Source organism: Bizionia paragorgiae (assembly GCF_900107625.1).
In the GTDB taxonomy this organism is placed as follows: Bacteria; Bacteroidota; Bacteroidia; order Flavobacteriales; family Flavobacteriaceae; genus Bizionia; species Bizionia paragorgiae.
On record NZ_FNQK01000003.1, the window covers coordinates 150,469 to 176,040 of the forward strand.

25 protein-coding genes are annotated in these 25,572 nt (G+C 36.5%); 19 read left to right on the top strand and 6 right to left on the bottom strand.

The genetic code is table 11. From position 1 onward, the window contains the following. Positions 1–57: 57 nt before the first annotated feature. On the top strand, positions 58–2,844 hold the full coding sequence (locus tag BLV64_RS03090; protein ID WP_092132275.1) for an outer membrane beta-barrel protein: 2,787 nt from the start codon (positions 58–60) through the stop codon (positions 2,842–2,844). 539 nt (positions 2,845–3,383) lie between these two features. Here BLV64_RS03090 and BLV64_RS03095 read toward each other — a convergent pair. The 5 genes from BLV64_RS03095 to BLV64_RS03115 are packed head-to-tail and all read right to left on the bottom strand — an operon-like array spanning position 3,384 to position 6,633. Next, positions 3,384–4,229 (bottom strand): TPM domain-containing protein, encoded by an 846-nt coding sequence (locus tag BLV64_RS03095; protein WP_092132277.1) that lies wholly within the window; start codon positions 4,227–4,229, stop codon positions 3,384–3,386. Between the two features lie 8 nt (positions 4,230–4,237). Next, entirely contained in the window at positions 4,238–4,678 is a 441-nt protein-coding gene (locus BLV64_RS03100) for a TPM domain-containing protein (RefSeq protein ID WP_092132279.1), read from the bottom strand. A 3-nt stretch (positions 4,679–4,681) separates the two neighbouring features. Beyond that, positions 4,682–5,281 (bottom strand): LemA family protein, encoded by a 600-nt coding sequence (locus BLV64_RS03105; RefSeq protein WP_092132282.1) that lies wholly within the window; start codon positions 5,279–5,281, stop codon positions 4,682–4,684. 51 nt (positions 5,282–5,332) lie between these two features. Next, a complete protein-coding gene (locus tag BLV64_RS03110; RefSeq protein WP_092132285.1) occupies positions 5,333–5,662 on the bottom strand; it encodes a MerR family transcriptional regulator in 330 nt (109 codons plus the stop codon). Further along, entirely contained in the window at positions 5,662–6,633 is a 972-nt protein-coding gene (locus BLV64_RS03115) for a M23 family metallopeptidase (RefSeq protein ID WP_092132288.1), read from the bottom strand. Before BLV64_RS03115 ends, BLV64_RS03110 begins: the two co-directional genes overlap by 1 nt. Before the next feature lie 221 nt (positions 6,634–6,854). Between BLV64_RS03115 and alaS the strand changes: the two genes are divergently transcribed. The 3 genes from alaS to BLV64_RS03130 all read left to right on the top strand — a co-directional run bounded on the left by alaS (position 6,855) and on the right by BLV64_RS03130 (position 11,453). Beyond that, a complete protein-coding gene (gene alaS, locus BLV64_RS03120; protein WP_092132291.1) occupies positions 6,855–9,470 on the top strand; it encodes an alanine--tRNA ligase in 2,616 nt (871 codons plus the stop codon). A gap of 19 nt (positions 9,471–9,489) precedes the next feature. Continuing rightward, positions 9,490–10,443 (top strand): GSCFA domain-containing protein, encoded by a 954-nt coding sequence (locus BLV64_RS03125; protein WP_092132294.1) that lies wholly within the window; start codon positions 9,490–9,492, stop codon positions 10,441–10,443. A gap of 383 nt (positions 10,444–10,826) precedes the next feature. Next, complete coding sequence (locus BLV64_RS03130; RefSeq protein ID WP_092132297.1) at positions 10,827–11,453, top strand: DUF4230 domain-containing protein; 627 nt, start codon at positions 10,827–10,829, stop codon at positions 11,451–11,453. On the opposite strand, the gene BLV64_RS03135 is transcribed toward BLV64_RS03130, so the two are convergent. Continuing rightward, positions 11,448–11,753: a rhodanese-like domain-containing protein gene (locus BLV64_RS03135; protein WP_092132300.1), complete on the bottom strand. Its 306-nt coding sequence runs from the start codon at positions 11,751–11,753 to the stop codon at positions 11,448–11,450. The two genes, BLV64_RS03130 and BLV64_RS03135, sit on opposite strands and share 6 nt — an antisense overlap. Positions 11,754–12,140: 387 nt before the next feature. Here BLV64_RS03135 and BLV64_RS03140 point away from each other — a divergent pair, with 387 nt between their 5' ends. From BLV64_RS03140 to paaZ, 15 genes are all read left to right on the top strand, one after another. After that, complete coding sequence (locus BLV64_RS03140) at positions 12,141–12,710, top strand: TetR/AcrR family transcriptional regulator (RefSeq protein ID WP_092132303.1); 570 nt, start codon at positions 12,141–12,143, stop codon at positions 12,708–12,710. 145 nt (positions 12,711–12,855) lie between these two features. Beyond that, entirely contained in the window at positions 12,856–13,929 is a 1,074-nt protein-coding gene (locus BLV64_RS03145; RefSeq protein ID WP_092132306.1) for a 2Fe-2S iron-sulfur cluster-binding protein, read from the top strand. Between the two features lie 211 nt (positions 13,930–14,140). Continuing rightward, positions 14,141–15,097 (top strand): 1,2-phenylacetyl-CoA epoxidase subunit PaaA, encoded by a 957-nt coding sequence (gene paaA, locus BLV64_RS03150; protein ID WP_245705857.1) that lies wholly within the window; start codon positions 14,141–14,143, stop codon positions 15,095–15,097. 29 nt (positions 15,098–15,126) lie between these two features. Next, positions 15,127–15,477, top strand: coding sequence for a four helix bundle protein (locus BLV64_RS03155; RefSeq protein ID WP_092132312.1), 351 nt, complete (start codon positions 15,127–15,129; stop codon positions 15,475–15,477). Between the two features lie 98 nt (positions 15,478–15,575). After that, positions 15,576–15,857, top strand: coding sequence for a 1,2-phenylacetyl-CoA epoxidase subunit PaaB (gene paaB / locus BLV64_RS03160; protein WP_092132448.1), 282 nt, complete (start codon positions 15,576–15,578; stop codon positions 15,855–15,857). Between the two features lie 40 nt (positions 15,858–15,897). Further along, entirely contained in the window at positions 15,898–16,248 is a 351-nt protein-coding gene (locus tag BLV64_RS03165) for a four helix bundle protein (RefSeq protein WP_092132314.1), read from the top strand. A 42-nt stretch (positions 16,249–16,290) separates the two neighbouring features. Then, positions 16,291–17,043 (top strand): 1,2-phenylacetyl-CoA epoxidase subunit PaaC, encoded by a 753-nt coding sequence (paaC, locus tag BLV64_RS03170; protein ID WP_092132317.1) that lies wholly within the window; start codon positions 16,291–16,293, stop codon positions 17,041–17,043. A 133-nt stretch (positions 17,044–17,176) separates the two neighbouring features. After that, positions 17,177–17,677 carry a 1,2-phenylacetyl-CoA epoxidase subunit PaaD gene (paaD, locus tag BLV64_RS03175; RefSeq protein ID WP_092132320.1) on the top strand — a complete coding sequence of 167 codons (501 nt, stop codon included), beginning with the start codon at positions 17,177–17,179 and terminating at the stop codon, positions 17,675–17,677. Between the two features lie 72 nt (positions 17,678–17,749). Continuing rightward, a complete protein-coding gene (locus BLV64_RS03180) occupies positions 17,750–18,535 on the top strand; it encodes an enoyl-CoA hydratase-related protein (RefSeq protein WP_092132323.1) in 786 nt (261 codons plus the stop codon). A gap of 107 nt (positions 18,536–18,642) precedes the next feature. After that, positions 18,643–19,800, top strand: a complete 1,158-nt coding sequence (locus BLV64_RS03185) for a 3-hydroxyacyl-CoA dehydrogenase NAD-binding domain-containing protein (RefSeq protein WP_092132326.1) — start codon at positions 18,643–18,645, stop codon at positions 19,798–19,800. Then, positions 19,797–20,177, top strand: a complete 381-nt coding sequence (locus tag BLV64_RS03190) for a four helix bundle protein (RefSeq protein WP_092132329.1) — start codon at positions 19,797–19,799, stop codon at positions 20,175–20,177. The genes BLV64_RS03185 and BLV64_RS03190 overlap by 4 nt, the downstream gene beginning before the upstream one ends. A 13-nt stretch (positions 20,178–20,190) precedes the next feature. Beyond that, positions 20,191–20,604 carry a PaaI family thioesterase gene (locus BLV64_RS03195; protein ID WP_092132332.1) on the top strand — a complete coding sequence of 138 codons (414 nt, stop codon included), beginning with the start codon at positions 20,191–20,193 and terminating at the stop codon, positions 20,602–20,604. A gap of 19 nt (positions 20,605–20,623) precedes the next feature. After that, positions 20,624–21,484, top strand: coding sequence for a KPN_02809 family neutral zinc metallopeptidase (gene ypfJ, locus BLV64_RS03200; RefSeq protein WP_092132335.1), 861 nt, complete (start codon positions 20,624–20,626; stop codon positions 21,482–21,484). Between the two features lie 99 nt (positions 21,485–21,583). After that, complete coding sequence (gene pcaF, locus BLV64_RS03205) at positions 21,584–22,798, top strand: 3-oxoadipyl-CoA thiolase (protein ID WP_092132338.1); 1,215 nt, start codon at positions 21,584–21,586, stop codon at positions 22,796–22,798. 261 nt (positions 22,799–23,059) lie between these two features. After that, positions 23,060–25,561, top strand: a complete 2,502-nt coding sequence (paaZ, locus tag BLV64_RS03210; RefSeq protein WP_092132341.1) for a phenylacetic acid degradation bifunctional protein PaaZ — start codon at positions 23,060–23,062, stop codon at positions 25,559–25,561. The last annotated feature ends 11 nt before the right edge of the window (positions 25,562–25,572 follow it).

Sequence of the window (25,572 nt, forward strand, 5' to 3'; positions counted from 1 at the left end):
ACTTTCATGCTATTAGTAGGTTATTTTCGTTGTCTAAACTAACTTAAACTATTAATAATGCGAAAGTTCTTACTGCTTTTAGCACTTTTAAGTGTCGGAAGTGTATTCTCACAATCAAAATCATTTAAAGTCTCCGGTACCCTTATAGGGGCAGACGATCAAGCTCCTCTTGAAGCTGCAACCGTTTATGTGCAACGCGTAAAAGATAGCTCTTTGGTGTCTTATACTATTTCCGATAGGGATGGGGCTTTTGTTTTAGAGGATAAAACTTACGATGATAAATTACATTTATTAATCTCTTATGTGGGGTATAATACACATTCCCAAATTATTAAAATCCCACAGGATAAAACCGAACTAAAACTTGATGTCCTGCCACTAGAACTAAGTTCTAACTCGCTGTCGGAAGTCGTTATTCAATCTACTGCACCCGTTACGATTAAAAAGGACACCTTAGAATTTAATGTAAGCTCTTTTAAAACAAAAAAGGACGCTAATGTCGAAGATCTATTAAAACAGTTACCAGGTGTTGAGATTGATGATGATGGTAAAATAAAAATAAACGGTAAGGATGTTAATAAGATATTGGTAAACGGTAAGCCCTTTTTTGGAGACGATCCGAGTATTACAACTAAAAACCTGACTAAGGATATTATTGAAAAAATTCAGATTGTCGATACAAAAACCAAATCTGAAGCCTTTACAGGAGAAAAAGGGGATAAAGACAATAAAACCATCAACTTAACAATCAAAGAAGAAAATAACAAAGGTGTTTTCGGACGGGTGTCTGCCGGTGCAGGTACCGATAAACGTTATGAACTTGCTGGAATGGTTAATGTTTTTGATAATGACCAACGTATAAGTGTTCTTGCGGGTGGTAATAATACCAATTCTCCAGGCTTTAGTTTTGGTGAGATTTCTAAAATGTTTGGCCGTAGCGGAAGTACCTCTTGGAATAGTAATGGCTCATTTTCTATAGGAGGCCGCTCTTTTGGTGGGGGAGAAGGGATTACTAAATCTCAGAATGTTGGTGCGAATTATGCCGATAAAATAGGGGAGTTTGCAGATGTGTCTGGAGATTATTTTTATTCCGGAAGTAACTCTGAAAATGAATCGTCTTCACAAAGAGAAACCATTTTATCCGATTCTCGGTTTTTTTCTAACTCCGTGTCACGATCCGTTAATGATACCGATAGTCATACAGCAAATTTAGATTTTGAAATAAAAGTAGATTCTACTTTTTTAATCAATATTAAACCGTCTTTTGGTTATACAACCACACAAACAAATTACTACAGTAGTGATAATACGCTTAATGAAAATCAAGAGCTTATTAACCAATCTATGCTGAATTCGAACGTAGAAAGTTTAGGTAAGCGCTTTAGTAATAATTTAAGCCTGACTAAAAAGTATGGGAGTGATGGCGCGTTTTTTAGACTGCAGTTAAATAATAGTATTAATAATAACGAAAGCGACGACTACTTAAGCTCAGATACAGAAGTTTTTGGAAGTAATCCGGAGTCTATTAATAGAAACCAATATACCAGTGGCTTAAATAAAAGTAGAGGCTTAGGTGTAGATTTCACATATCGCCTGCCGGTAATCTCTAAGAAACTTTTTTTAAATTTTGAATACGAATACGATAGAGATAGCGATGAAAATACCAAAAGTACTTTCGATCATAATTCAATATCTAATGGTTTTGATGATTTTAATGAGGAATTAAGTACAGATTTTGATTATCTAGACACAAAGCATTCTCCGGGATTAAAAGTGTCTTATGAAACAGAGAAATGGTTTACTAGCTTAAAGGGAAGTTATGTGTTTAGAACACTTGAAAATAACGATTTACTCCGAGAGCATTTTAATGTAAAAAAAGACTTTGAAGCTTTCGAGATCGATTATTACTTTAATTATCGATTTAGTAAAAAAGCCTCTGTGTATTCTGGATACGACTATAAAACAGCGCCTCCAGCTCTAAGGCAATTACAAGCCTATTCTGATGTGTCTAATCCGTTAAACATTGTTATTGGAAATCCGAATCTAAGCCCTTCTAATAAGCACAGCTTTTATTTAGGATATAACTCTTTCGATTGGCAAAAAAGAACAGGGTTTTATATTTATACTAATTTTGATTTTAATAATAACGAGGTGGTTTCTAAAACAGAAGTCGACCCTGAGACTTTAAAGCGTATTACAACCTATGCCAATGTCGATGGGAATTATCGAGGAAACGCAAGTGTTAGTTACAGTAAAAATTTCAAATTAGATTCGTTGCGTCAGGTTAAAGTCCGTTTGAGTGCTTGGGGTAACTTGTCTAAAAACATAAACTTTAATAATGGTGTGCAGTACGCTAGTAAAGTAGCTTCGATAACTCCGAACTTATCTTTAGAGTTCGATTGGAAGAAGGTTATGGAGTTTAAACCCTATTACCGAATTACATTTTCTAAAAATAAATATGATATTGAAGCCTTTGAAGATCGTACGTTTTCGAGACATAACTTAGGATTGAGAACAGCGACGTTCTTGCCTAAGAATTTTGAATGGAGAAATGATATTAGCTTTAATTATAACCCCGATATTGCTGAAGGCTTTCAAAAAGATGCATGGTTTTGGAACTCAACTTTGGCCTATTCTGTTCTGAAAGACCAAGGTGCTGTTACCTTAAAAGTGTATGATTTATTAAATCAAAATACCAATGCTAGACGAACGGCAACACGAGATTATATTGAAGATTCTCAAAGTACGGTCTTAACACAATACTTTATGTTGAGCTTTAGTTGGAAGTTTAATAGCTTGGGGTCAAAAGGAGAAACTAGAAGTGGTGGCATGCATTTCTTTTAAAGAAAGCTAAACTCACAATCAAAAAAAAAATCAGCAACTAAGTTGCTGATTTTTTTTTGTTAATACTCTAGGAGATGTGTTCTGATTTAAAGTGTTTACCAATGTTTAATAATACAGTCTAATGTTTTACTAACCCCATCTGATAGTCGTTTACTTTACAGAGTCTACCAAAGAGGGTTTATAATAGCATGTGTTAAAGAGTTAGCTATACTGAGATTAGAGCTTATTAAATTTGCTTAGGGTATTTTGAAATTAGAAAACTAAGCGACTATAGTGCTTATTAGAACCTATACAAGACGTTCATCTAGTGAGTTTTGATTGCTAGATTGCGTTTTTAATATTAGGAATAGAATCTATAGTATAAACACAACCCGCGTTTGGTGTTGCTAGTGCTGTTTTATAAGGTAATAAATGCTCTTCTTTATCAGGGAAATTGGCCCTTCTATTTTGAACGACCAATTTGCTAAAGTAATCTTGTATTAGTGTGGTATGGAGTGCTTAATAATTAGAAAATTGAGCAGGTAAAAAGTTGATTATTGTTACCAGCCTCCTGAGGCACCACCGCCACCAAAGCTACCGCCGCCGAATCCACCGCCAAATCCGCCGCCGCCGAAACCTCCTCCGGAGCTACCGCCACCAAAACCACCGCCAAAACCACCTCGGCCAGCGCTGCTTAAAATGATCGCATCTAAAATACTCGTTGTACGGTGTCCGCCATTATTACCACCGCCACCGCCTCTTTGGTTTTTAGATATTGAAGCTAAGATGATTATAAAAACTATAAATAGGAAAAACATAAGTCCTACTGGGAAACCTTCGTTAGGAGCTTTTTGACGAGTGCCTGTGTATTCGCCTTGCATTACTTCGAATATGGCGTCTGCACCGCGATTTAATCCGCCATAATAATCGTTGCGCTTAAAAAAAGGAATGATGTCCATTTCTATAATACGTCTAGACATAGCATCGGTCATTAAATGCTCGGTACCTTTTCCTGTGCTGATCCCAATTTTTCGATCGTCTCGGGCAAGAAGAATAAAAATTCCATTGTCTTTTTCGGCATCTCCAATACCCCATTTTTCAGCCCAATTCGCACCTAGGTAATTTATATATTCCCCTTTGGTCGATGGAATAATCGCCACAACAATTTGTGTTGAAGTGGTGTCAGAATATTTTACAAGCTTATTCTCTAAAGTGCTTTTTTCTGTTGCCGATAGTAAATTATAGTAATCGTAAACACTCGTTTGTCCGCCATCCTTTAAAGGTGGTTTTTTAGGGATATCAAATTGCCCAAAGGACAGTGTTAGTGAACAAAAAGCAAAGACTAAAAATAGGATGCTTTTTTTTAACGATGAATAGGCTGTACTATAAGATGGAGAATCGTGCATGGTATTTTTTAACCTTTAGAAATAGAGTCTGAGAGTTCGTTTTTATCGGTATCATCCCAAGGGAAATACGCTTTTAATTGCTCGCCCGCTTTTAAAATGCCGTCTATTAAGCCTTGTTTAAAATGTCCTTTTTTAAATTGAGCTTGTATACTGTGAATCGTATCATCCCAAAAGGTGTCTTTAACAACGTCGTTAATACCTTGATCGCCATAAATAGCGAAATTTCTATCGTCTACAGCAACGTAAATAAGCACGCCGTTGCGTTGATCTGTATTGTACATCTTAAGTGAAGAAAACACTTCTAAAGCACGCGCTTCAATGTCGCCCTTAGAAGTGTTTTCAATATGTACTCGGATTTCTCCTGAGGTTTGCTTTTCTGCCACACGAATAGCTGCAACAATCTCTTGTTCTTCACTAGGTGTTAAAAAAGCTTCAACTGTATTTGGCATATCTTATTTAAAATCAAAGTCTACATCAGGAGCAACTTCGCTTCCTGCTTCGGCTTGGTAGTAATCCATTGGGTCAAAATTAAACAGTCCCGCTAAAAGTGAGTTAGGGAAACGTTTAACGTGTTTGTTGTACGGCTCTATGGCTTCGTTATATCGGTCTCTAGCAACATTAATTCTGTTTTCAGTACCTTCTAATTGCGATTGTAACTCTAAAAAGTTTTGATTCGCTTTAATGTCTGGATAACGCTCTACAGAAACAAGTAATCGCGAAAGCGCACTACTTAATCCGCTTTGTGCCTGATTAAATTGTTCTAATTGCTGTGGTGTAATATTTGAAGGGTCTATAGTAATAGATGTTGCTTTAGATCGCGCATTAATAACCGCTTCTAAGGTGCTTTTTTCAAAATCTGCTGCACCTTGTACAGTTTTAACTAAATTACCAATTAGGTCGTTTCTACGTTGGTAGCTACTCTCTACATTACCCCAAGTTTTGGTTGCTGTTTCTTGTAAGTCGACAGCAGTATTGTTAAAGTTTTTCCCCCAAGAGTACAGACTGAAAGCAAGTACGCCTAATATAATTACCGGGATTAGCCATTTTTTCATAATAGTTAGTTTTAAGTGTTTATTTTATTAGTAGTAAATGTAACGCGGATGTTACAGTTGATTTTTTATTTTGATGAGTTCATTTTTTACACCTTCTAATTTACTAATAATTTCAAAAGTTGAAAGTGTTTGACGGCGTTCTTCTTTTAAGTGAATTTTCGCGCCCTCAAGAGTAAATCCTCTTTCTTTTACAAGATGATAAATAAATTTTAAATGCTCTATGTCTTCAGGCGTAAATTTACGATTCCCTTTAGCGTTTTTTTTTGGTTTAAGCACATCAAATTCTTTCTCCCAAAAGCGAATTAATGAGGTGTTTACCTTGAAAGCCTTGGCAACTTCGCCAATCGCATAATAGCGTTTTTCTGGAAGATCTATATGCATTAATCTAAAGATTGGTTTTCTAAAGAAGCGTGCTCAACAAGTTTATCAAACTCTTCGGCAGTTAAACTTCCGTAGTAAAAGTTTATCGGATTGATGCGTTCTTCATCTTTAAAAATTTCATAGTGCAAGTGTGGCGCTTCCGAACGACCGGTGCTACCAACAAAACCTATAATATCTCCACGCTGTACTTTTTGATTCTTCTTTACATTAAACTTGTACAAGTGAGCATATAACGACACATAGCCGTAACCGTGATCTATTCTTATATGATTTCCGTAACCTGTAGAATTATTGTCAGCCCTAACAACTACACCATCTCCAGCGGCATAAATTGGGGTGCCTCGCGGTGCCGTGAAATCCATACCATAATGAAACTTTCTAGCTTTAGTAAAAGGATCTGTACGGTAACCATATCCTGAAGCTACACGCTTTAAATCCTCGTTTTTAACAGGTTGAATGGCTGGGATAGAGGCAAGGAGTTTTTCTTTCTCTTCGGCTAAAACAGCAATTTCGTCTAAAGATTTAGATTGTACAACAATTTGTTTTTGTAAGATGTCTAAGCGCTTGCTTGTTTCTATAATAATTTTAGAATTGTCATAACCTTGTAATTTTGAGTATCGGTTAACACCACCAAAACCTGCTCTGCGTTGTTCTTCAGGAATCGGATTGGCTTCAAAATATAAGCGGTAAATAGTATTGTCACGATCTTCAACGTTAGCAAGAACAGCTTCAGCTTCGTCCATTTTTTTATTCAGTAAATTAAACTGAATCTGCATATTACTTAACTCGCGTTGTAAGGCCTTTTCTTTTGGCGATTCTAAATACTGACTAGCTATAAAAACAAATACAAAACCAAATAAAGCAGCAGCAAATAAAAAGAATAAAGCATACTTTATAGTACGCCTTTTTTTACGTTCTATCTTGCGATACGATAATGTATCTGAATCATAATAATATTTTACCTTACTCATTATCTAATTTATACTATTTTTGCACTGTTAAACAATTAAAAAAAAGAGTTTAATTGGTTAGCAAACGAACAAACCTACAAAAATATTATCATATTATTTTTGATAAGAGTATAATTGTAGGTTCAATCTCTTAAAATCAATAGCATAAAATTAAGGGAGATAAATTAAAAACAATTTACTATTAATAGTAATTTAACAGAAGTAAGACTAATAGATACATTATGAAATCTCAAGACGTACGCTCTACATATTTAAATTTTTTCGAAGGCAAGAAACACAGTATTGTTCCATCTGCACCCATGGTTTTAAAAGACGACCCTACCCTGATGTTTGTAAATTCGGGAATGGCGCCTTTTAAAGAATTTTTTCTTGGTAATGGAACGCCTAAAAACACGCGTATTACCGATTCACAAAAATGTTTACGTGTGTCCGGAAAACACAATGACTTAGAGGAAGTAGGATACGATACCTACCACCATACTTTATTCGAAATGTTGGGGAACTGGAGTTTTGGTGATTACTTTAAGAAAGAGGCAATCGCTTGGGCTTGGGAATTATTAGTAGATGTTTATAAAATAGATCCAGACATATTATACGTTACCGTTTTTGAAGGAAGTAAAGACGGAGACAATTTAGAAATGGATCAAGAGGCTTACGATTTTTGGAAAGCTATTATTCCTGAAGATCGTATTCTTATGGGGAATAAAAAAGATAACTTCTGGGAAATGGGAGAGCAAGGACCTTGCGGACCATGTAGTGAAATTCATGTTGATATTCGTACACCAGAAGAAAAAGCATTAGTCTCAGGTAAAGATTTAGTAAACCAGGATCACCCACAGGTTGTCGAAATATGGAATTTGGTTTTTATGCAATACAACCGTAAGGCCGATGGTTCTTTAGAAAGTTTACCTAACAAACATATCGATACAGGTATGGGTTTTGAGCGCTTGTGTATGGTATTACAAGATGTAAAATCAAATTACGATACCGATGTGTTTACGCCTATTATTCGTGAAATTGAAACCATAACAGATACGGAGTATGGTAAAGAAGAAAAAGTTGATATTGCGATTCGTGTTATTTCAGATCACGTACGTGCTGTAGCCTTTTCTATTGCCGATGGGCAGCTGCCAAGTAATACGGGAGCAGGTTATGTAATTCGTAGAATTCTTCGTCGCGCTGTGCGTTACGGCTTTACCTTCTTAGATAAAAAGGAGCCATTTATTTACAGACTGGTAAATGTGTTAAGTAAAAAAATGGGGGAAGCTTTCCCGGAAATTAAAAGTCAGAAGCAACTTATTGAAAACGTAATCAAAGAGGAGGAAACCTCTTTCTTAAGAACATTAGATCAAGGTTTAGTGTTGTTAGATCGTATTATTGAAACGACAAAAGGAAAGGAAGTTTCTGGAGATAAAGCTTTCGAATTATATGATACCTATGGTTTTCCTATAGATTTAACAGCCTTAATTTTATCTGAAAAAGGATTAGACTTAGACGAAAAAGGCTTTAACGACGAGCTGCAAAAACAAAAACAACGCTCGCGTGCCGCTAGTGAAATGACTACCGATGATTGGACCATTTTAGTGGATGATGCTGTAGAAGAGTTTGTAGGATACGATCATTTAGAAGCACAAGTTAAATTAACACGATATAGAAAAGTAACCTCTAAAAAAGAGGGGGAGATGTATCAATTGGTTTTTAATCTTACACCTTTTTATGCTGAGGGTGGAGGACAAGTAGGAGATAAAGGTTACCTTGAAGATGCTAAAGGAGATGTTGTATATATCGTAGACACTAAAAAGGAAAATAATGTTATCATTCATTTTTCAAAAACCTTACCATCAGATCTCAATGCGACATTTAAAGCGGTTGTAGATGCCAAACAACGTTACCGTACCGAATGTAATCATACGGCAACCCATTTATTACACCAAGCATTAAGAGAGGTTTTGGGTGATCATGTCGAGCAAAAGGGTAGTGCTGTACATTCAAAATACTTGCGCTTCGATTTTTCACATTTCTCAAAAGTAACACCAGAACAATTACGCGATGTTGAAGATTTTGTCAACGCGAGAATAGAAGGCAAATTAGCTTTAGAAGAACAGCGCTCAGTACCTATGGAAAAAGCTTTAGAGCAGGGGGCTGTAGCTTTATTTGGTGAAAAATACGGAGATACCGTGCGTACTATTCGTTTCGGACAGTCTATGGAGCTTTGTGGGGGGACTCATGTTAAAAACACCGGTGATATTTGGCATTTTAAAATTGTTTCTGAAGGTGCTGTAGCATCAGGAATTAGACGTATAGAAGCGATTACCAACGATGCAGTTAAAGATTTTTACTCTGAAAATAACCGCGCGTTTTTTGAAATGAAAGATTTGCTTAATAATGCTAAAGAGCCAGTTAAAGCTTTGGAATCTTTAAAAGAGGAAAATGTAGCTTTAAAAAAGCAAATCGAAAGTTTGTTGAAAGAGAAAGCGAAAAACTTAAAAGGGGAATTAGCCAATGAGTTAAGTGAAATTAACGGCATTCAATTTTTAGCTAAGAAAGTTGATTTAGACGCTTCTGGAATTAAAGATGTTGCTTTTGAATTAGGGAATAAACATAAAAACCTATTTTTATTATTTGCATCTGCCGATGCAAATAAAGCGATGCTAACGTGTTATATTTCTAAAGAATTAGTTCAAGAACGCAACCTTAATGCGGGACTTGTCGTTAGAGAATTAGGAAAGCTTATTCAAGGTGGCGGTGGTGGCCAGCCGTTCTTTGCAACTGCTGGAGGTAAAAACCCTGCGGGAATAGAGCAAGCGCTTAAAGAGGCTAAAAACTACGTACAGTAGGATATATAATTAAATACAGGTGAAACTTCAAACCCAAATACCAATACAGAAAGTCGGTAGTCCTATCGATTATAAGTCAAATGTATTGCTATTTGGGTCTTGTTTTGCCGAACATATTTCAAAGAAATTTGAATACTATAAATTTCAAAACACCTCCAACCCATTTGGGATCTTATTTCATCCTAAAGCGATTGAGAAACTCCTTCTAAAAGCGCTTCATAAACAGGTGTATACTAGCGATGATGTGTTTTATTACAATGAGCGTTGGCAGTGTTATGACGCCCATTCTAAATTAAGTCAAGTCTCTAAAGAGGCTTTATTAGAAGCTTTAAATTCTAATGTTTCTTTAACGTACCAAAGTGTAATAAAAGCGTCTCATATAATTATTACTCTCGGATCAGCATGGGTGTATGTTTTAAAAGACACACAGGCTACTGTGGCTAATTGCCATAAAGTACCTCAAAACATGTTCGAAAAACGCTTGTTGTCTATTCACGAAATAAGTGCAAGTTTAAAATCGGTGATAAGAGAAGTAAAATCGGTGAATCCTAATGTTCAATTTACTTTTACCGTGTCTCCAGTACGTCATATAAAAGATGGCTTTGTTGAAAATACCCTGAGTAAGTCCCACCTTATAGCTGCTATTCATCAGGTGATTGCCGATGAGCGTTCTATATCTAATTCACCAATGTATTTTCCGTCTTTTGAAATTATGATGGACGAACTTCGCGATTATCGTTTTTATGCCGAAGACCTAGTGCATCCTAATTCTACTGCAGTAAATTATATTTGGGAGTTGTTTCAAAATGCTTGGATAGCACCAAACGTATACCCTTTAATGAAAGAAGTTGATGCCGTGCAAAAAGGTCTTACCCATAAACCTTTTAACCCGTATTCTCAAGCGCATTTAAAATTTATTGAAGGATTAAATAATAAGATTTCAAAATTGAAAACCTTGGGAGTCCCGTTTTAATTGAACTCCACTTTTAATGTGTTTAACAATTTAATTCGCAGTTTAACGAGTATTTATTGTGGGTTCGAATTTATGACGTATATTCAATATGCTATTAATCAGTTAGAAACATCAGTATTGGGAGTGATAAGCACTTTGATATTGATGTTTTTTCAGGTTACTACTTTTCTATATCAATTTATAGCATATAATCCTTTCAACAATTATTTTGTGAGTTCGTCGATTTTTTAACTACTGATAATTAATAAGTTGTAAGTTTATAGTGCTATTAATCATCATTTATTTAAGACATCAGTAACTTGGAAGTTTTAATCAACTTCAGTGTTTACTGATGTTTTTTATGATTATAATAAAGACTCTGAAAGTTTTCCTATATTAGGTCCATGCGAAACTTATTATTTGGCGTTGTTATCACGCTGCTTATCTTAATGACTTTTAAATATTGTGGGGATCAAAAAGAAGATAAAATCATTCTCAAAGAACACTCTGCACTTATTCAAGAACAACTTAAAAATGTTGGTAAATTAGTAGTGACTGAAGGTCATTATAGTCAGGTTTTTAATTATAACAAGTCAGAAGCCTTATTCGGCAACCTTATTAATGTAGAAAAAAAAGCATTGGTTATTGTTAATGCAGAGGTGTCTGTGGCCTATGATCTTAGTAAAATTGAATATAAAATAGATTCGGAAAATAAAATCTTACACATTTTAAGCATCCCAAAAGAAGAAATTAAAATCAGTCCAGATTTTGAATACTATGATGTGCAAGCCGATTTTTTAAGTCCGTTTGTAGCCAAAGACTATAATGCTATAAAAGACAATGTAAACCGTGCGTTGCTCAAAAAGTTTGAAAATTCCGATCTAAAATCGAATGCTAAAAACAGATTGATTAGTGAGTTGTCTAAGTTTTATATTCTAACGCATTCACTAGGTTGGACCTTGCAATACAATGAGACTATTATTGAATCTCCAGATACATTTGAAGCGACTCTAAATACTATGAAATTATAATTTATTTTGTAGGCTAACCCAACCGCCGCCATTAGTAGCATTAATATTATTCAAGTTTAAAAATTTCGCAGCCTTAGCAGAACGCACACCACTGGCGCAACAGGTAATTACAGGTTTTTTAAGTGATTTGATTTCGTGAACTCGCGTGTTTAACTCGTCTAAAGGAATATGAATCGCCTCTTCTATATGGCCGTTGTCCCATTCGCGTTGCGTGCGTACATCTAATATAATCGCATTATGGTTTATAAACGACTGCACTTCTCTTTTTTTTGCTCCAAAAATAAAATCCAAAAACCCCATATCAGTTGTGTAAATTAAGCCTTAAAATAAGGCTTATAATTTTAAGGGCATAAATTTATACGGGATTTTTTAACGCGCATAGCTTTAGTTTTTGCTTTGTTTCATGTTGATTTTTAGATATTTCCTAATTTTTATAGCGCTTTGTATTTCATTAAATTAAGATCTTGAAGTAGCAGTAAGTTGATCACCTAACAGTGTTTTAATGAGAGATATCGCTTTAAGTTTGAGGAAACTTATCATTTTGTAGATTTGTTTTTATCTTGCTCCAAAAAATAGGTGCCGTCGTTTTTTTAACTAATGACTAAATACTGTTGTTATACCTCAATGAGATATGGAATAAGAGTACATTAGTAAAAATCCGGTAAATATAGAGACATACTTCTTATCATGAAACAACAAAACCGAAAAGAGGAAATTGTAGAAGCTGCAGCTAAACTGTTTAAGAAAAAAGGATATAGTGCAGTTACTATGAGGGATTTGGCTACCGAGCTGGGTATGAAAGCCGCTAGCTTATATAACCATATTAATTCTAAGCAAGAACTTCTTAATAGTATTATTCTCTCCATAGCCGAGCAGTTTACCGAAGAGATGAGTAATATTAAAAATTCTAATTCCCCAACTGCTCAAAAACTAACCGATATTGTCGAGCTTCATATTAAATTAGCAAGCGAAAATACCTATGGCATGGCGTCTCTAAATAATGATTGGATGCACCTGGGTGACCAATTGCAACACTATCTAACCTTAAGAAATGGTTACGAAGACGACTTTAGAGATATTATAAAAAAAGGCATTGAAAACAAGGAGATCGTTAATGAAAACCCTGAAATTATTCTCTTCTCCATGCTAACTACCTTGCGGTCATTGTATCTGTGGATTCCTAAAAAAGAGAATCTAGATATAAATAGTTTGTCTAGAAGTTTAAGTCGAATTTTAATTCAAGGTATTGACGCTTAAATTTTAACAAATCACTATGGATAATTTTTGTAGATTTGTTGCTAAACTAACAAGTGTTAGTTAAAGATTTAAGTTTAACATAACAGTTTCTTTTTCTTTTACAGGCCGAATATGGCTAAATTTAGAAAAACGAATTAAAGATAGAATGGCAGAATTTTACAAACTAAAAGTTGCAGACATTTATAAAGAAACCGATGACACTTCGGTAATCACTTTCGATATCCCTTCAGATCTGCAAAATATATTTAAGTTTAGACAAGGTCAACACTTAACCTTAAAAGCAGATATTAACGGAGAAGACGTTCGTCGTTCTTATTCCTTATGTTCTAGTCCAATAGATAACCAATGGAGGGTAGCTGTAAAGTTAATTCCTGGCGGTAAGTTTTCAAGCTTTGTAAATAATGAACTTCAGGCAAATGATACGCTTGAAGTCATGAAACCTAGCGGAACTTTCGGTGTGGAGGTTAACGTAGAAAAACCTAAAAACTATTTGTTTTTTGCTGCAGGATCTGGTATTACACCAGTTTTGTCAATGATAAAAACGCATTTACAAGGCGAGCCAAATTCTACTTGTAAACTGTTTTATGTGAATAAGACAGCAAAATCCATTATCTTTAAGGAAGAATTAGAGCAACTTAGAAATACCTATTTCGGAAGATTAGAAATTTATTATTTCTTAACCAAAGAGCGTCGCGATATCGAATTGTTTAACGGACGTTTTGATGATGAAAAAATGCAAGTCCTCACCAAAACATTCATCGATATTCCAGATACCAGCGAAGTATTTCTATGTGGTCCAGAAAAGATGGTACATTATGTAAGCGATTATTTAATCAACGCCGGTCTGCCTAAAGAATTGGTGCATTTCGAGCTGTTTGTTACCGGACTTTCAGAAGAAGATATCAAGCGTGCTGAGCGTCTAGCCAAACAAAATGTAGAAGGCGTAGAAGTCACTATCGTCGATGGCGGTAAAGAATTCGCATTCACCATGACCAAGGAATACGACAATATTTTAGATGCTGCCTTAGGTGCTGGTGCCGATTTACCTTTTGCCTGTAAAGGTGGGGTGTGTAGCACCTGTAAATGTAAAGTCGTGGATGGCGCGGTAGAGATGAAAATCAATTACGCTTTAGACGATAAAGAGGTGTCTCAAAACTTGGTGCTTAGCTGTCAGGCGGTACCAACTACAGAAAAAGTTGTTGTCGATTTCGACGTTTAATATAAACATTTGGGCGTTACCCTAAAGGGTCGGGCTTTCGGCAGTCGCTCTCTACGAGGAGCTCCAACAAAGCCTCAATCCCTAACGCACTAATCAGCCTACAAAAGGCATAATCAGAAATCAGTGATTGTTTACAAGTCCGGTTTCTAATTAAAATAAAAATAAGTTCAATAAGCGAAAGGCGATGAGCCCAGAGCGAAAAGCTACTATTATGAGTGAAGAACAAATAAATAATCTAGAAAAACAATTCGAAGAACGTATCGCAAGAGACGAGAAAATCGAACCTAAAGACTGGATGCCAGAAAAATACCGTAAAACACATATTCGTCAAATGTCGCAACACGCACATTCCGAAATTGTAGGGATGCTTCCAGAAGGTAACTGGATTACCAGAGCGCCATCTTTAAGACGTAAAGTAGCGCTTCTTGCTAAAGTACAAGATGAGGCTGGTCACGGACTCTACTTGTATTCGGCAACAGAAACTCTTGGGATTTCACGAGACGAAATGTACGAGCAACTCCATACCGGAAAAGCAAAATACTCTTCCATTTTTAACTACCCAACAATTACTTGGGCAGATATGGGAGCCATTGGTTGGTTGGTAGATGGCGCAGCCATTATTAACCAAGTGCCACTTTGTAATACCTCTTACGGACCGTATGCAAGAGCGATGATTCGTGTGTGTAAAGAAGAAAGTTTCCACCAAAGACAAGGTTTCGAAATCATGCTAAAACTTAGTAATGGTACGCCAGAACAAAAGGAAATGGCGCAAGATGCCCTAAACCGTTGGTGGTGGCCAGCATTAATGATGCTTGGACCAACAGATGCAGAGTCTGTTCACACAGAACAATCTATGAAATGGAAACTAAAAAGAAAATCTAATGACGATCTGCGTCAGCAGTTTATAGATCAAACAGTGCCGCAAGCCGATATTCTAGGTTTAACCATTCCAGATCCAGATTTAAAATGGAACGAAGAACGCGGAAGCTACGATTTCGGTGAAATTAATTGGGACGAGTTTTGGCAAGTGGTTAAAGGTCACGGACCATGTAACAAAGAACGTATGAAAGCTAGAGTAGGAGCATGGGAACGCGGAGAATGGGTTCGTGATGCAGCTATGGCTTATGCAGAAAAATCACAGGAAAGAAAGAAAAAACAAGTCGTTTAAGAATTCAAAATTGAACTCGAAACTGAAAGATGAGCGACAGAAAATTTGACCTTTCGGAAAGACTTGAAGATTTCGCAGCTGAAGTTATTTTGCTTTACGACAAACAACCTTTGTCTTATGCCGGAGATTATTTAGCCAAACAGCTTATTCGTTCGTCCTGTTCTTCAGCTTTAAATTATGGTGAAGTTTTAGGCGCAGGAACAGATAAAGATAAAATAAACAAGTTAAGGATTTGTCTAAAGGAATTAAGAGAGTCTTTAAGAAATCTGAATATTCAGATTAAAGCTAAATTATTTTCTGAAGCTGATTTAGCTAAATTGAAAAATGAAAATGATCAGCTTATTAGAATTATTGTCACAAGAATTAAAAATATAAATTAAAAGATATTAAATTCAGTTATAATTTCAAAAAATAATAAAGTAATAAATATTTGATGTCGGAGCTTCAACTTCGATTTCAAATTCAAATTCAAATTCACATGAAAAAATGGCCTCTTTGGGAAGTCTTCGTAAGAAGTAAAAACGGATTAGAACACAGACATTTTGGTAGTCTTCACGCTGCAGATGCAGATATGGCTCTAGAAAATGCACGTGATGTATATACAAGAAGAAATGAAGGCGTAAGTATTTGGGTTGTAGAATCAAAAAATATTACAGCATCAAACCCAGAGCATAATGGCGAAATGTTTGAGCCTGCTCAAGATAAAGTATACCGTCACCCAACGTTTTACGATTTACCAGACGAAGTGAAGCACATGTAAAGGTGAAACTGAACTTGAAGCTGAAAAAGAAATTGAAAAGATGAGTAATTATAAATTTGACCTAACGGAAAGATTGGAAGATTTCGCAGCTGAAGTTATTTTGCTTTACGACAAAAAACCTTTGTCTTATGCCGGAGATTATTTAGCGAAACAGCTTATTCGTTCATCATGTTCTTCAGCTTTAAATTATGGTGAAGTTTTAGGAGCAGGAACAGATAAAGATAAAATAAACAAGTTAAGGATTTGTCTAAAGGAATTAAGAGAGTCTTTAAGAAATCTGAACATTCAGATTAAAGCTAAATTATTTTCTGAAGCTGATTTAGCTAAATTGAAAAATGAAAATGATCAGCTTATTAGAATTATTGTCACAAGAATTAAAAATATAAATTGAAGGGATTTCGAATTCGATTTCAATTTCAATTTCAATTTCAACATGAAACAAAACTTATATAATTACATACTTGGAATAGCAGATAACAGCTTAATCCTTGCTCAGCGCATGGGAGAACTATGTGGCCATGGTCCAAGTTTAGAAACCGATATCGCGTGTACGAATATCTCATTAGATTTATTCGGTCAGGTGCGTAGCTATTTTCAATATGCATCAAAATTAGCAGGTGATGGTAGAACAGAAGATGATATTGCCATGCTTCGTCAAGAGCGTGAATATGTAAATGTCTTATTGGTAGAACAACCAAATACAGACTTTGCTTATACCATAGCACGTCACTTTCTTTTTGATGTATACCACTTATTATTCCTTACAGAATTAGAGAAAAGTAAAGACTTAACACTTTCTGCAATTGCAAAAAAATGTATTAAAGAAGTGCGTTACCATGAGCGATTTACTTCAGATTGGATAAAGCGTTTAGGTGATGGTACAGCAGAAAGTAAAGCCAAAATACAAGAAGCTATAAACGATTTATGGACCTATACCGATGAACTATTCCATCAAACGGGTGCTGATAAAGCTATGGTTGCAGAAGGAATTGGTGTAGATGTTACCAAGTTAAAAGAGGCCTATTACGAAAAAGTAAACGAAGTTTTAACCGAAGCGACATTAGAAACACCAGAATCTAAATACTTCCAAAAAGGAGGTAAAAAAGGTATTCATACAGAACATATGGGCTATTTGTTGGCAGAACTGCAATACATGCAACGTGCTTACCCAAATATGGAATGGTAAAACAGAAATGTCATTCAGAGCGAAAGCGAAGAATCTCATGATACAAAGAAAATAGAATAACGAAATCGAACACGAAGTTGAATCGCCAGATGTGAAATTTTAACTTCGAATTCAATTTCAATTTCAACAACAAATGACAACAACAGAACAAAATATAGACGACATCTTAGTTCCAATCTTGGAGCAAGTTTCAGATCCTGAAATTCCGGTCCTATCTATTATGGATATGGGTGTGGTGCGTTCTGCAGTTATCGAAAATAATAAAGTTAAAGTGCAAATCACACCAACCTACAGCGGCTGTCCGGCAATGGACGTTATTGGTGATGATATTAAAGCGGCTTTAAAACACGCAGGTTACGATTCTGATGTAGAATTAATTCTGCACCCAGCTTGGACCACCGATTGGATTACGCCACGAGGTAGAAAAGCATTAGAAGATTACGGAATTGCAGCACCTCTTGGGCCGGAAGCCGATAAAGATGTATTGCTGCACGGAAAACGTATTGTTAAGTGTACCAATTGTGGTTCGCAAAACACACGATTAGTCAGTCAGTTTGGTTCAACAGCGTGTAAAGCACAATTTCAGTGTGATGACTGCCAAGAGCCGTTCGACTATTTTAAATGTTTAAAATAAAAGTTATTTAAAACGAAGGGAAAATCTTCTTTAAGACCATCCCTTTTTTTTATGACAAACAAAATATAAGGTATGAGCAATAATTCAATCGAATTAAAAATCGAAAACAAAATCGCCTTCATTACACTAAACAGGCCAGAAGTTTTCAATAGTTTTAATCGCGAAATGGCTTTGCGTTTGCAAAGTGTTTTAGACGACTGTGAAAACAATCCGGAAGTTAGAGCCATGGTTTTAACCGGGAACGGAAAAGCATTTTGTGCAGGTCAAGATTTAAAAGAAGTAACCAGTCCGGAGTTAAATCCGGGATTCAAAAAAATCCTCGAAGAACATTACAATCCTATAATTACCAGAATCCGAAATATTAAAAAACCAATTATAGGCGCTATAAACGGTGTGGCAGCTGGTGCAGGAGCAAATATTGCATTAGCCTGTGATATTGTAGTGGCTCATGAAAAAGTGAGCTTCATTCAAGCTTTTAGCTTAATAGGTTTAGTTCCTGATAGTGCAGGAACCTTCTTCTTACCGCGATTAATCGGTTTTCAAAAAGCGCAAGCCTTAGCCATGTTAGGAGATAAGATTTCAGCTGAAGAAGCAGAGAAAATGGGAATGATTTATAAAATGATTCCTTTAGAAAGCTTCGATGAAGAAGTAAATAAACTAGCATTGAAACTCGCTAATATGCCAACAAAAGCTTTAGGCTTAATCAAAGAGTTATTCAATAGCTCGATGACAAATACCTTAGAGCAACAATTAGCTCTAGAATCTAAATTACAGATTGAAGCGGCACAAACAGAAGATTATGCTGAAGGAGTTTCTGCTTTTATTGAAAAAAGAAAACCTGAGTTTAAAGGGAAATAAGAAAGTTCGAATAAGGTTGCTTCCCGCAACTTAAATTCGATAATATAATTAAATAAACAGATTTGTTATTCCTACGCAGATAGGAATCCACAATAAAAATATAAAACATGAACGTAGGAATTATAGGTTCAGGAACCATGGGAAGTGGCATAGCGCAAGTTGCTGCTACTGCTGGTTGCAAAGTGAAATTATACGATACCAATCAAGTGGCTTTAGATAAAGCTAAGGCGTCTCTTGAGAAAATATTATCTCGTTTAATCGAGAAAGGTAGAATAGACGATGCAGAAAAAAACAGAATTCAATCGAATATTTCTTATGTCGTTGAATTGAAAAGTTTAGCAGATTCAAACCTAACCATCGAAGCCATTATTGAAAACCTTGACATTAAGAAAAAGGTGTTTTCAGAATTAGAGTCTTATGTTGCCGACGATTGTATTATCGCTTCAAACACCTCTAGTTTGTCTATCGCTTCCATTGCCTCATCACTTCAAAAGCCTGAACGTTGTGTTGGGATTCACTTTTTTAATCCAGCACCATTAATGAAGCTGGTAGAGGTTATTCCTGCAATTCAAACCGCAAAAGAAGTTCTTGAAAAGTCCATACAAACCATTAGGGATTGGAAAAAAACAGTCGCTGTTGCTAAAGACACTCCTGGGTTTATCGTGAATAGAGTAGCGCGTCCATTTTATGGTGAAGCATTACGAATTTACGAGGAAGGTATAGCTGACTTTGCAACGATTGATGCTGCAATGAAACAGGTTGGTGGTTTTAGAATGGGACCATTCGAACTCATGGATTTCATTGGAAATGATGTGAATTATACCGTTACCGAAACCGTATTTACGGCCTTCTATTTCGATCCGAGATATAAGCCGTCTTTTACACAAAAACGATTTTCAGAAGCTGGCTATTTAGGAAGAAAATCAGGAAAAGGATATTATGATTATTCTGAAGGTGCTGTAAAACCAGAACCAAAACAAGATAAAGAATTAGCAAATCAAATATTCGATAGAGTATTGGTGATGCTAATCAACGAAGCGGCAGATGCCTTGTTTTTAAACATCGCTTCAGCCGAAGATATTGACAATGCCATGACTAAAGGGGTTAACTATCCAAAAGGGCTATTGGCTTGGGCAGATGAGAAAGGTATCGATTGGTGCGTGTCAAAATTAGACGATTTATATAACGAATACCACGAAGACAGATACCGTTGTAGTCCGTTGTTAAGACGAATGAAGAAAAAAGGTAATAGGTTTGGGGTATGAGAAGGTCCAAGTATCATTTCAAATTTGAGGAATTAACGATTTATACAACCGCAATGGAATTTGGAGAAGTTGTTAATGTACAAACAAAGAAATTTCCTAAAGATGAACGATTTGAGTTGACATCACAATTTAAAAGAGCGGCAGATTCTATAGCATTGAATATAGCAGAGGGGGCAAGCGGTTCTGATAAACAGTTTCATAATTATTTAGGTAACGCTTGGTATAGTGCACATGAATGTATTGCTTGTAGTTCTAAAGCTTGGTTAAGAAACTATATTACGACTGAAGAAGATGAGGAAAATAGAAGATTAATCACCGAATTATCAAAAATGATAACAACTTTACGTGCAATAATTTTCAAAAGAATTAATATATAATTTTAAATAACGAATGAAACCTATTACCTCACACCTCATACCTAAAAAGATGCTCAGCCAAGACGCCTATAGTCAATGGCTAGGAATTGAAATTCTAGAATGTGAATTAGGACGTTGCAAAGTAGGGATGACCGTTAGAAAGGAAATGCTTAATAGTATGGGAAAAGCCCATGGAGGAATCAGTTATTCATTAGCAGATACCGCCTTCGGTTTTGCAGCGAATACCCATGGTAAATATGCCGTTTCTATCGATACGAGTATCAATCATATCGAAGCCTTAAACGAAGGGGATTATTTAGTGGCCGAATCCGTAATTGAAAATGTAAAAAACAGATTGGGCTTTAATATTATTGAAGTAAAACGTGGAGACGAATTAGTAGCTCTTTTTAAAGGGGTTGCTTATAGAACGCAAAAAGACTGGGAATAAACCATAAAACTATTAATATATGAAATGGCAAGGTAGAAGAAAAAGTGGAAACTTAGAAGACCGTCGTGGTATGGGGTCTAAAGGTAAAATTGCAGCAGGTGGTGGTTTGGTCGCCGTTGTTGTGATTCTCTTACAGCTTTTTGGTGGTGAAACAGGAAAGCAAATAGCTCCAATTATAGAACAAGTAGGTAATAGTCAAACGGTTCAGCAGGTAGAGCAAAGAGAATTAACCCAAGAAGAACAACTTATGGGTGATTTTATGGCTACCGTATTGGCAGATACAGAAGATATATGGACTCAACTTTTTAGAGAACATAATTTAGGGGAATACAAAGAACCTAAAATGGTATTGTTCAGTGATGCTGTGAATACGGCTTGTGGAAGCGCAAGTTCCGCTTCAGGACCATTTTATTGCCCAGGAGATCAAAAAGTGTATATGGATTTAGTCTTTTTCAACGAACTCAAATCGCGTTTCGGTGCTAAGGGAGGCGACTTTGCTATCGCTTATGTTACAGCACATGAGATTGGTCACCATATTCAAACCATATTAGGAACGTCCAACAAAGTACGTCAATTGCAATCGCAATCTAATAAAGCGAAGGCCAACAGACTTTCTGTAGCTCAGGAATTGCAGGCCGATTTCTATGCAGGTGTTTGGGCGCATCACAATAGAAAATATTTACAAGAAGGAGATATCGAAGAAGCTCTAAGTGCAGCCAATGCAGTTGGAGATGATGCTATTCAAAAGCGTACAAGAGGAACGGTTTCTCCAGATAGCTTTACTCATGGGACTTCAGAGCAACGTATGGAGTGGTTTATGAAAGGCTTTAAAACAGGGGATATGAGACAAGGTGATACCTTTTCTGCTATTCTGAATTAAATTTTAGATGTATACCATTGGTATTTCGTACGGGCTACGGAATCCAAAATAAAAAATTATAATATTAAAATGCTCAGCTGCTGAGAAGAATAAAAGATTATGAAAGAAGCTTATATAATAGACGGAATCAGAACACCAATTGGAAATTACAAAGGTACTTTATCTGCTGTACGAACAGACGATTTAGGAGCTATTGTAATCAAAGAAATTGTAAAACGTAATCCAAACATACCAAGTGATGCTTACGACGATGTGATTATGGGTTGTGCTAACCAAGCAGGAGAAGATAATCGTAACGTAGCGAGAATGTCAGCGCTTTTAGCAGGCCTTCCTTTTACGGTTCCAGGAGAAACGGTGAACCGATTATGTAGTTCAGGGTTATCAGCAATCATTCACGCTAATAGAGCAATCAAAGCTGGAGATGGCGACTTGTTTATTTCTGGTGGTGTAGAAAATATGACCCGCGGGCCATACGTTATCGCTAAACCTTCTAGTGCTTTTGGAAACGATTCTAAAATGTACGACTCTAGTTTCGGATGGCGTTTTGTAAACCCGAAAATGAACGAGATGTACGGGACAGACGGTATGGGAAATACTGCCGAAAACCTAGTAGAGAAATATAATATCTCAAGAGAAGACCAAGATAAGTTCGCACTTTGGAGTCAGCAAAAAGCAACCAAAGCTCAAGAAAACGGAAGATTGGCAAAGGAGATTGTTACCGTAGAAATTCCACAGCGTAAAAAAGACCCGATTCAATTTTCAAAAGATGAATTCGTAAAACCAACGAGTTCTTTAGAGGTGCTGGCAAAATTACGTCCAGCGTTTAAAAAAGAAGGCGGAAGTGTAACAGCAGGAAACTCTTCAGGATTGAATGATGGGGCAGCAGCAACAATCATTGCTTCTGGAGATGCCGTAAAAAAATATAACCTTAAACCGCTAGCAAGAATCGTAAGTTCTGCTGTGGTTGGTGTCGAGCCAAGAATTATGGGTATCGGTCCTGTTGAAGCGTCTAATAAAGCCTTAGAAAAAGCGGGTTTAACAATGGACGATATGGATGTTATCGAACTTAACGAGGCTTTTGCTGCTCAAGCTTTAGCGTGTACGCGTGCGTGGAGATTAAAAGACAACGACCCGAGGTTAAATCCTAATGGAGGTGCTATCGCCATTGGTCACCCACTAGGTGTTACCGGTGCGAGAACCACTTATTCTGCAGCTCTAGAATTGAACGAGCAGAAAAAACGTTATGCTTTAGTAACCATGTGTATTGGCGTTGGTCAAGGTTATGCAGCGGTTATCGAAAACGTAAATCTGTAGTATTTGGGCGTTACCACAAGGGTCGCACTTTCCGCTATATCTTTTTTGCTTTTAATGGCAAAAAAGGATGCCGCTTCAATTGCTAACGCAAACGCACTCGGACGGAATAAAACCTAACAGGTTTTTAAAACCTGTTAGGTCTCAAAAATAGATGAAGAATAAAAAAGTAAAATGAAAATGAAATTGAACTCGGAGCACATTCAGCTTCAATTTTAGATTCAATTTCAAATTTAAAAAACACCCACTGTCGTGGGCAATATTATGAAAAAAATACAAAATTACGTCAACGGAAAATGGACAGAAGGTACAGGTGAAGGTGTTCCAATGTTCGACGCTATTACAGGAGAAGTAGTTGCCTTATCGGATACGCAAGGTCTAGATTTTGGCGAAATTCTTCACTACGGAAGAACAAAAGGTGGTGAAAAACTACGTAAAATGACGTTTCAAGAACGTGGAAATATGCTAAAAAGTCTGGCGCTTTATCTTATGAAAAAGAAAGCCGCTTTTTACGAATTAAGTTATAGAACAGGGGCAACAAAAGTAGATAGCTGGATAGATATTGAAGGTGGTTTCGGAAACCTATTTGCCAATGCATCGCTACGTAAATTATTTCCAAATCAGTCGTATCACGTAGAAGGTGATGCTATCGATTTGTCTCGTGGTGGTCGCTTTATGGCGCATCATATTATGGTGCCTAAAAAAGGAGTTGCTGTTCATATTAATGCTTTTAACTTCCCGGTTTGGGGAATGTTAGAAAAATGTGCTACGAACTGGATGGCCGGTGTGCCTGCTGTAGTAAAACCAGCAACAAACACCTCGTTTCTAACCGAAGCTGTTGTTCGTGAAATTATAGCTTCTGGAATTTTACCAGAAGGCGCACTGCAACTTATTACCGGTTCGGCAAGAACGATTTTAGATACCGTAGAATCTCAAGATGTCGTGACCTTCACCGGTTCGGCAACAACGGGACGTTTATTAAAATCTCATAAGCGTATTATTGACGAGTCTGTGCCATTTAATATGGAAGCCGATTCATTAAACGCATCTGTTTTAGGTGAAGATGCTATTCCTGGAACGCCAGAATTCGACCTGTTTATTAAAGAGGTTAGAAATGAAATGACTGTGAAATGTGGACAAAAATGTACGGCTATCCGTAGAATAATTGTACCGCAAAATTTGGTTGAAGATGTTCAAATTGCCCTAGGTAAAGCCTTGTCTAAAGTAACTATTGGTGACCCAAGATTAAAAGAGGTTCGCATGGGAGCTTTGGTGAGTAAAGACCAAGTAACCGAAGTGAGAGAGCGTGTTCAAGAATTATCTAAAACAGCAAGTATTGTTTATGGTGATTTAGATAAGATTGAGACGATTGGTGCCGATGCTAAAAAAGGCGCATTCTTAAGTCCGATTTTACTTCGTGAAGATCATCCGTTTACAAATTTAGCAGTACACGAAACCGAAGCTTTCGGACCAGTAAGTACTATAATGCCATATAAAAACTTGGATGAAGCCATTACATTAGCGCAAATGGGTAAAGGATCGTTAGTATCTTCTATCGCCACTTACGATAATAAAGTAGCTAAGGACTATGTGGTTAATGCGGCAAGTCACCACGGACGAATTTTAGTGATAAACCGTGATATGGCTAAAGAAAGTACAGGCCATGGTTCACCATTACCAAACTTAGTTCACGGTGGTCCAGGACGTGCTGGTGGAGGAGAGGAAATGGGTGGAATGCGTGGTATAAAACACTATTTACAACGTACAGCCATACAAGGTTCACCAACGACATTAACAGAAATTACAGGTATTTATCAGCAAAATGCAGAGTATAAGGAAGCAGAACAGCATCCATTTAAATACCACTGGGAAGATATCAAAGCGGGTATGTCGCTTAAAACGCATAACCGTACATTAACAGATTCTGATATTATCAACTTCGCGAATCTTACTTGGGATCATTTCTATGCACATACCGATACCACCTCTTTAGACGGTAGTATTTTTGAAAAAAGAACAGCACACGGCTATTTCATTATAGCAGCAGCAGCCGGTTTATTTGTTTATCCTAATAAAGGGCCTGTAGCAGCAAACTACGGATTGGAAGAATGTAGATTCCTTCGTCCGCTATACCACAACGACACGATCTATGTGCGTTTAACTTGTAAGCAAAAAATTGATCGTGATGTGGCTTCAGCAGAACACCCAAGCGGAATCGTAAAATGGTACGTTGAGGTTTTTGATGCCTTAACCGACGAAATGGTAGCCTTTGCAACGATCTTAACGATGGTTGAGAAAAAGCAAGAGGTTTTTGTTGAAATGACCGAAGATAAAATCAAAGAATGCCTTTCAAAATTAAAAGAAGATTCTAAACCGAAATGGGGAATTCTAACGCCTCAGCATCTTTTAGAACACCTTGAAGAAGGTTACAGATTAGCTTCAGGAGAAATTAAAGTAACCGAATGTGTCACTCCGGAAAAAATCGTTGAGAAAGTTCATAATTCATTATACAACTACGAGAAATTCCCAAAAGGAACGAGTTTTCCAACGTATAAAAAAGAAGAGTTAGAAGATTTAAAACATCCAGATTTCGAAACAGCAAAGGCAAAATTCTTTGAAGCAAGAGAGGCTTATGTTGCCTTCTATAAAGAAAATCCAGATGCCGTTTTAACAAATATGGTTTTTGGAGATTTAAATAGATACGAGTGGTATTTATTAGAGCGTAAACATTTAAACCACCATTTCGAGCAATTCGGATTAATTTAGTCTGTCATTCC

Bases quoted from the DNA above. Each gene is read 5' to 3' on its own strand.
- BLV64_RS03090 (WP_092132275.1), top strand. From the start codon at position 58: ATGCGAAAGTTCTTACTGCTTTTAGCACTTTTAAGTGTCGGAAGTGTA.
- BLV64_RS03095 (WP_092132277.1), bottom strand. From the start codon at position 4,229: ATGCACGATTCTCCATCTTATAGTACAGCCTATTCATCGTTAAAAAAA.
- BLV64_RS03100 (WP_092132279.1), bottom strand. From the start codon at position 4,678: ATGCCAAATACAGTTGAAGCTTTTTTAACACCTAGTGAAGAACAAGAG.
- BLV64_RS03105 (WP_092132282.1), bottom strand. From the start codon at position 5,281: ATGAAAAAATGGCTAATCCCGGTAATTATATTAGGCGTACTTGCTTTC.
- BLV64_RS03110 (WP_092132285.1), bottom strand. From the start codon at position 5,662: ATGCATATAGATCTTCCAGAAAAACGCTATTATGCGATTGGCGAAGTT.
- BLV64_RS03115 (WP_092132288.1), bottom strand. From the start codon at position 6,633: ATGAGTAAGGTAAAATATTATTATGATTCAGATACATTATCGTATCGC.
- alaS (WP_092132291.1), top strand. From the start codon at position 6,855: ATGAAATCTCAAGACGTACGCTCTACATATTTAAATTTTTTCGAAGGC.
- BLV64_RS03130 (WP_092132297.1), top strand. From the start codon at position 10,827: ATGCGAAACTTATTATTTGGCGTTGTTATCACGCTGCTTATCTTAATG.
- BLV64_RS03135 (WP_092132300.1), bottom strand. From the start codon at position 11,753: ATGGGGTTTTTGGATTTTATTTTTGGAGCAAAAAAAAGAGAAGTGCAG.
- BLV64_RS03140 (WP_092132303.1), top strand. From the start codon at position 12,141: ATGAAACAACAAAACCGAAAAGAGGAAATTGTAGAAGCTGCAGCTAAA.
- BLV64_RS03145 (WP_092132306.1), top strand. From the start codon at position 12,856: ATGGCAGAATTTTACAAACTAAAAGTTGCAGACATTTATAAAGAAACC.
- paaA (WP_245705857.1), top strand. From the start codon at position 14,141: ATGAGTGAAGAACAAATAAATAATCTAGAAAAACAATTCGAAGAACGT.
- BLV64_RS03155 (WP_092132312.1), top strand. From the start codon at position 15,127: ATGAGCGACAGAAAATTTGACCTTTCGGAAAGACTTGAAGATTTCGCA.
- paaB (WP_092132448.1), top strand. From the start codon at position 15,576: ATGAAAAAATGGCCTCTTTGGGAAGTCTTCGTAAGAAGTAAAAACGGA.
- BLV64_RS03165 (WP_092132314.1), top strand. From the start codon at position 15,898: ATGAGTAATTATAAATTTGACCTAACGGAAAGATTGGAAGATTTCGCA.
- paaC (WP_092132317.1), top strand. From the start codon at position 16,291: ATGAAACAAAACTTATATAATTACATACTTGGAATAGCAGATAACAGC.
- paaD (WP_092132320.1), top strand. From the start codon at position 17,177: ATGACAACAACAGAACAAAATATAGACGACATCTTAGTTCCAATCTTG.
- BLV64_RS03180 (WP_092132323.1), top strand. From the start codon at position 17,750: ATGAGCAATAATTCAATCGAATTAAAAATCGAAAACAAAATCGCCTTC.
- BLV64_RS03185 (WP_092132326.1), top strand. From the start codon at position 18,643: ATGAACGTAGGAATTATAGGTTCAGGAACCATGGGAAGTGGCATAGCG.
- BLV64_RS03190 (WP_092132329.1), top strand. From the start codon at position 19,797: ATGAGAAGGTCCAAGTATCATTTCAAATTTGAGGAATTAACGATTTAT.
- BLV64_RS03195 (WP_092132332.1), top strand. From the start codon at position 20,191: ATGAAACCTATTACCTCACACCTCATACCTAAAAAGATGCTCAGCCAA.
- ypfJ (WP_092132335.1), top strand. From the start codon at position 20,624: ATGAAATGGCAAGGTAGAAGAAAAAGTGGAAACTTAGAAGACCGTCGT.
- pcaF (WP_092132338.1), top strand. From the start codon at position 21,584: ATGAAAGAAGCTTATATAATAGACGGAATCAGAACACCAATTGGAAAT.
- paaZ (WP_092132341.1), top strand. From the start codon at position 23,060: ATGAAAAAAATACAAAATTACGTCAACGGAAAATGGACAGAAGGTACA.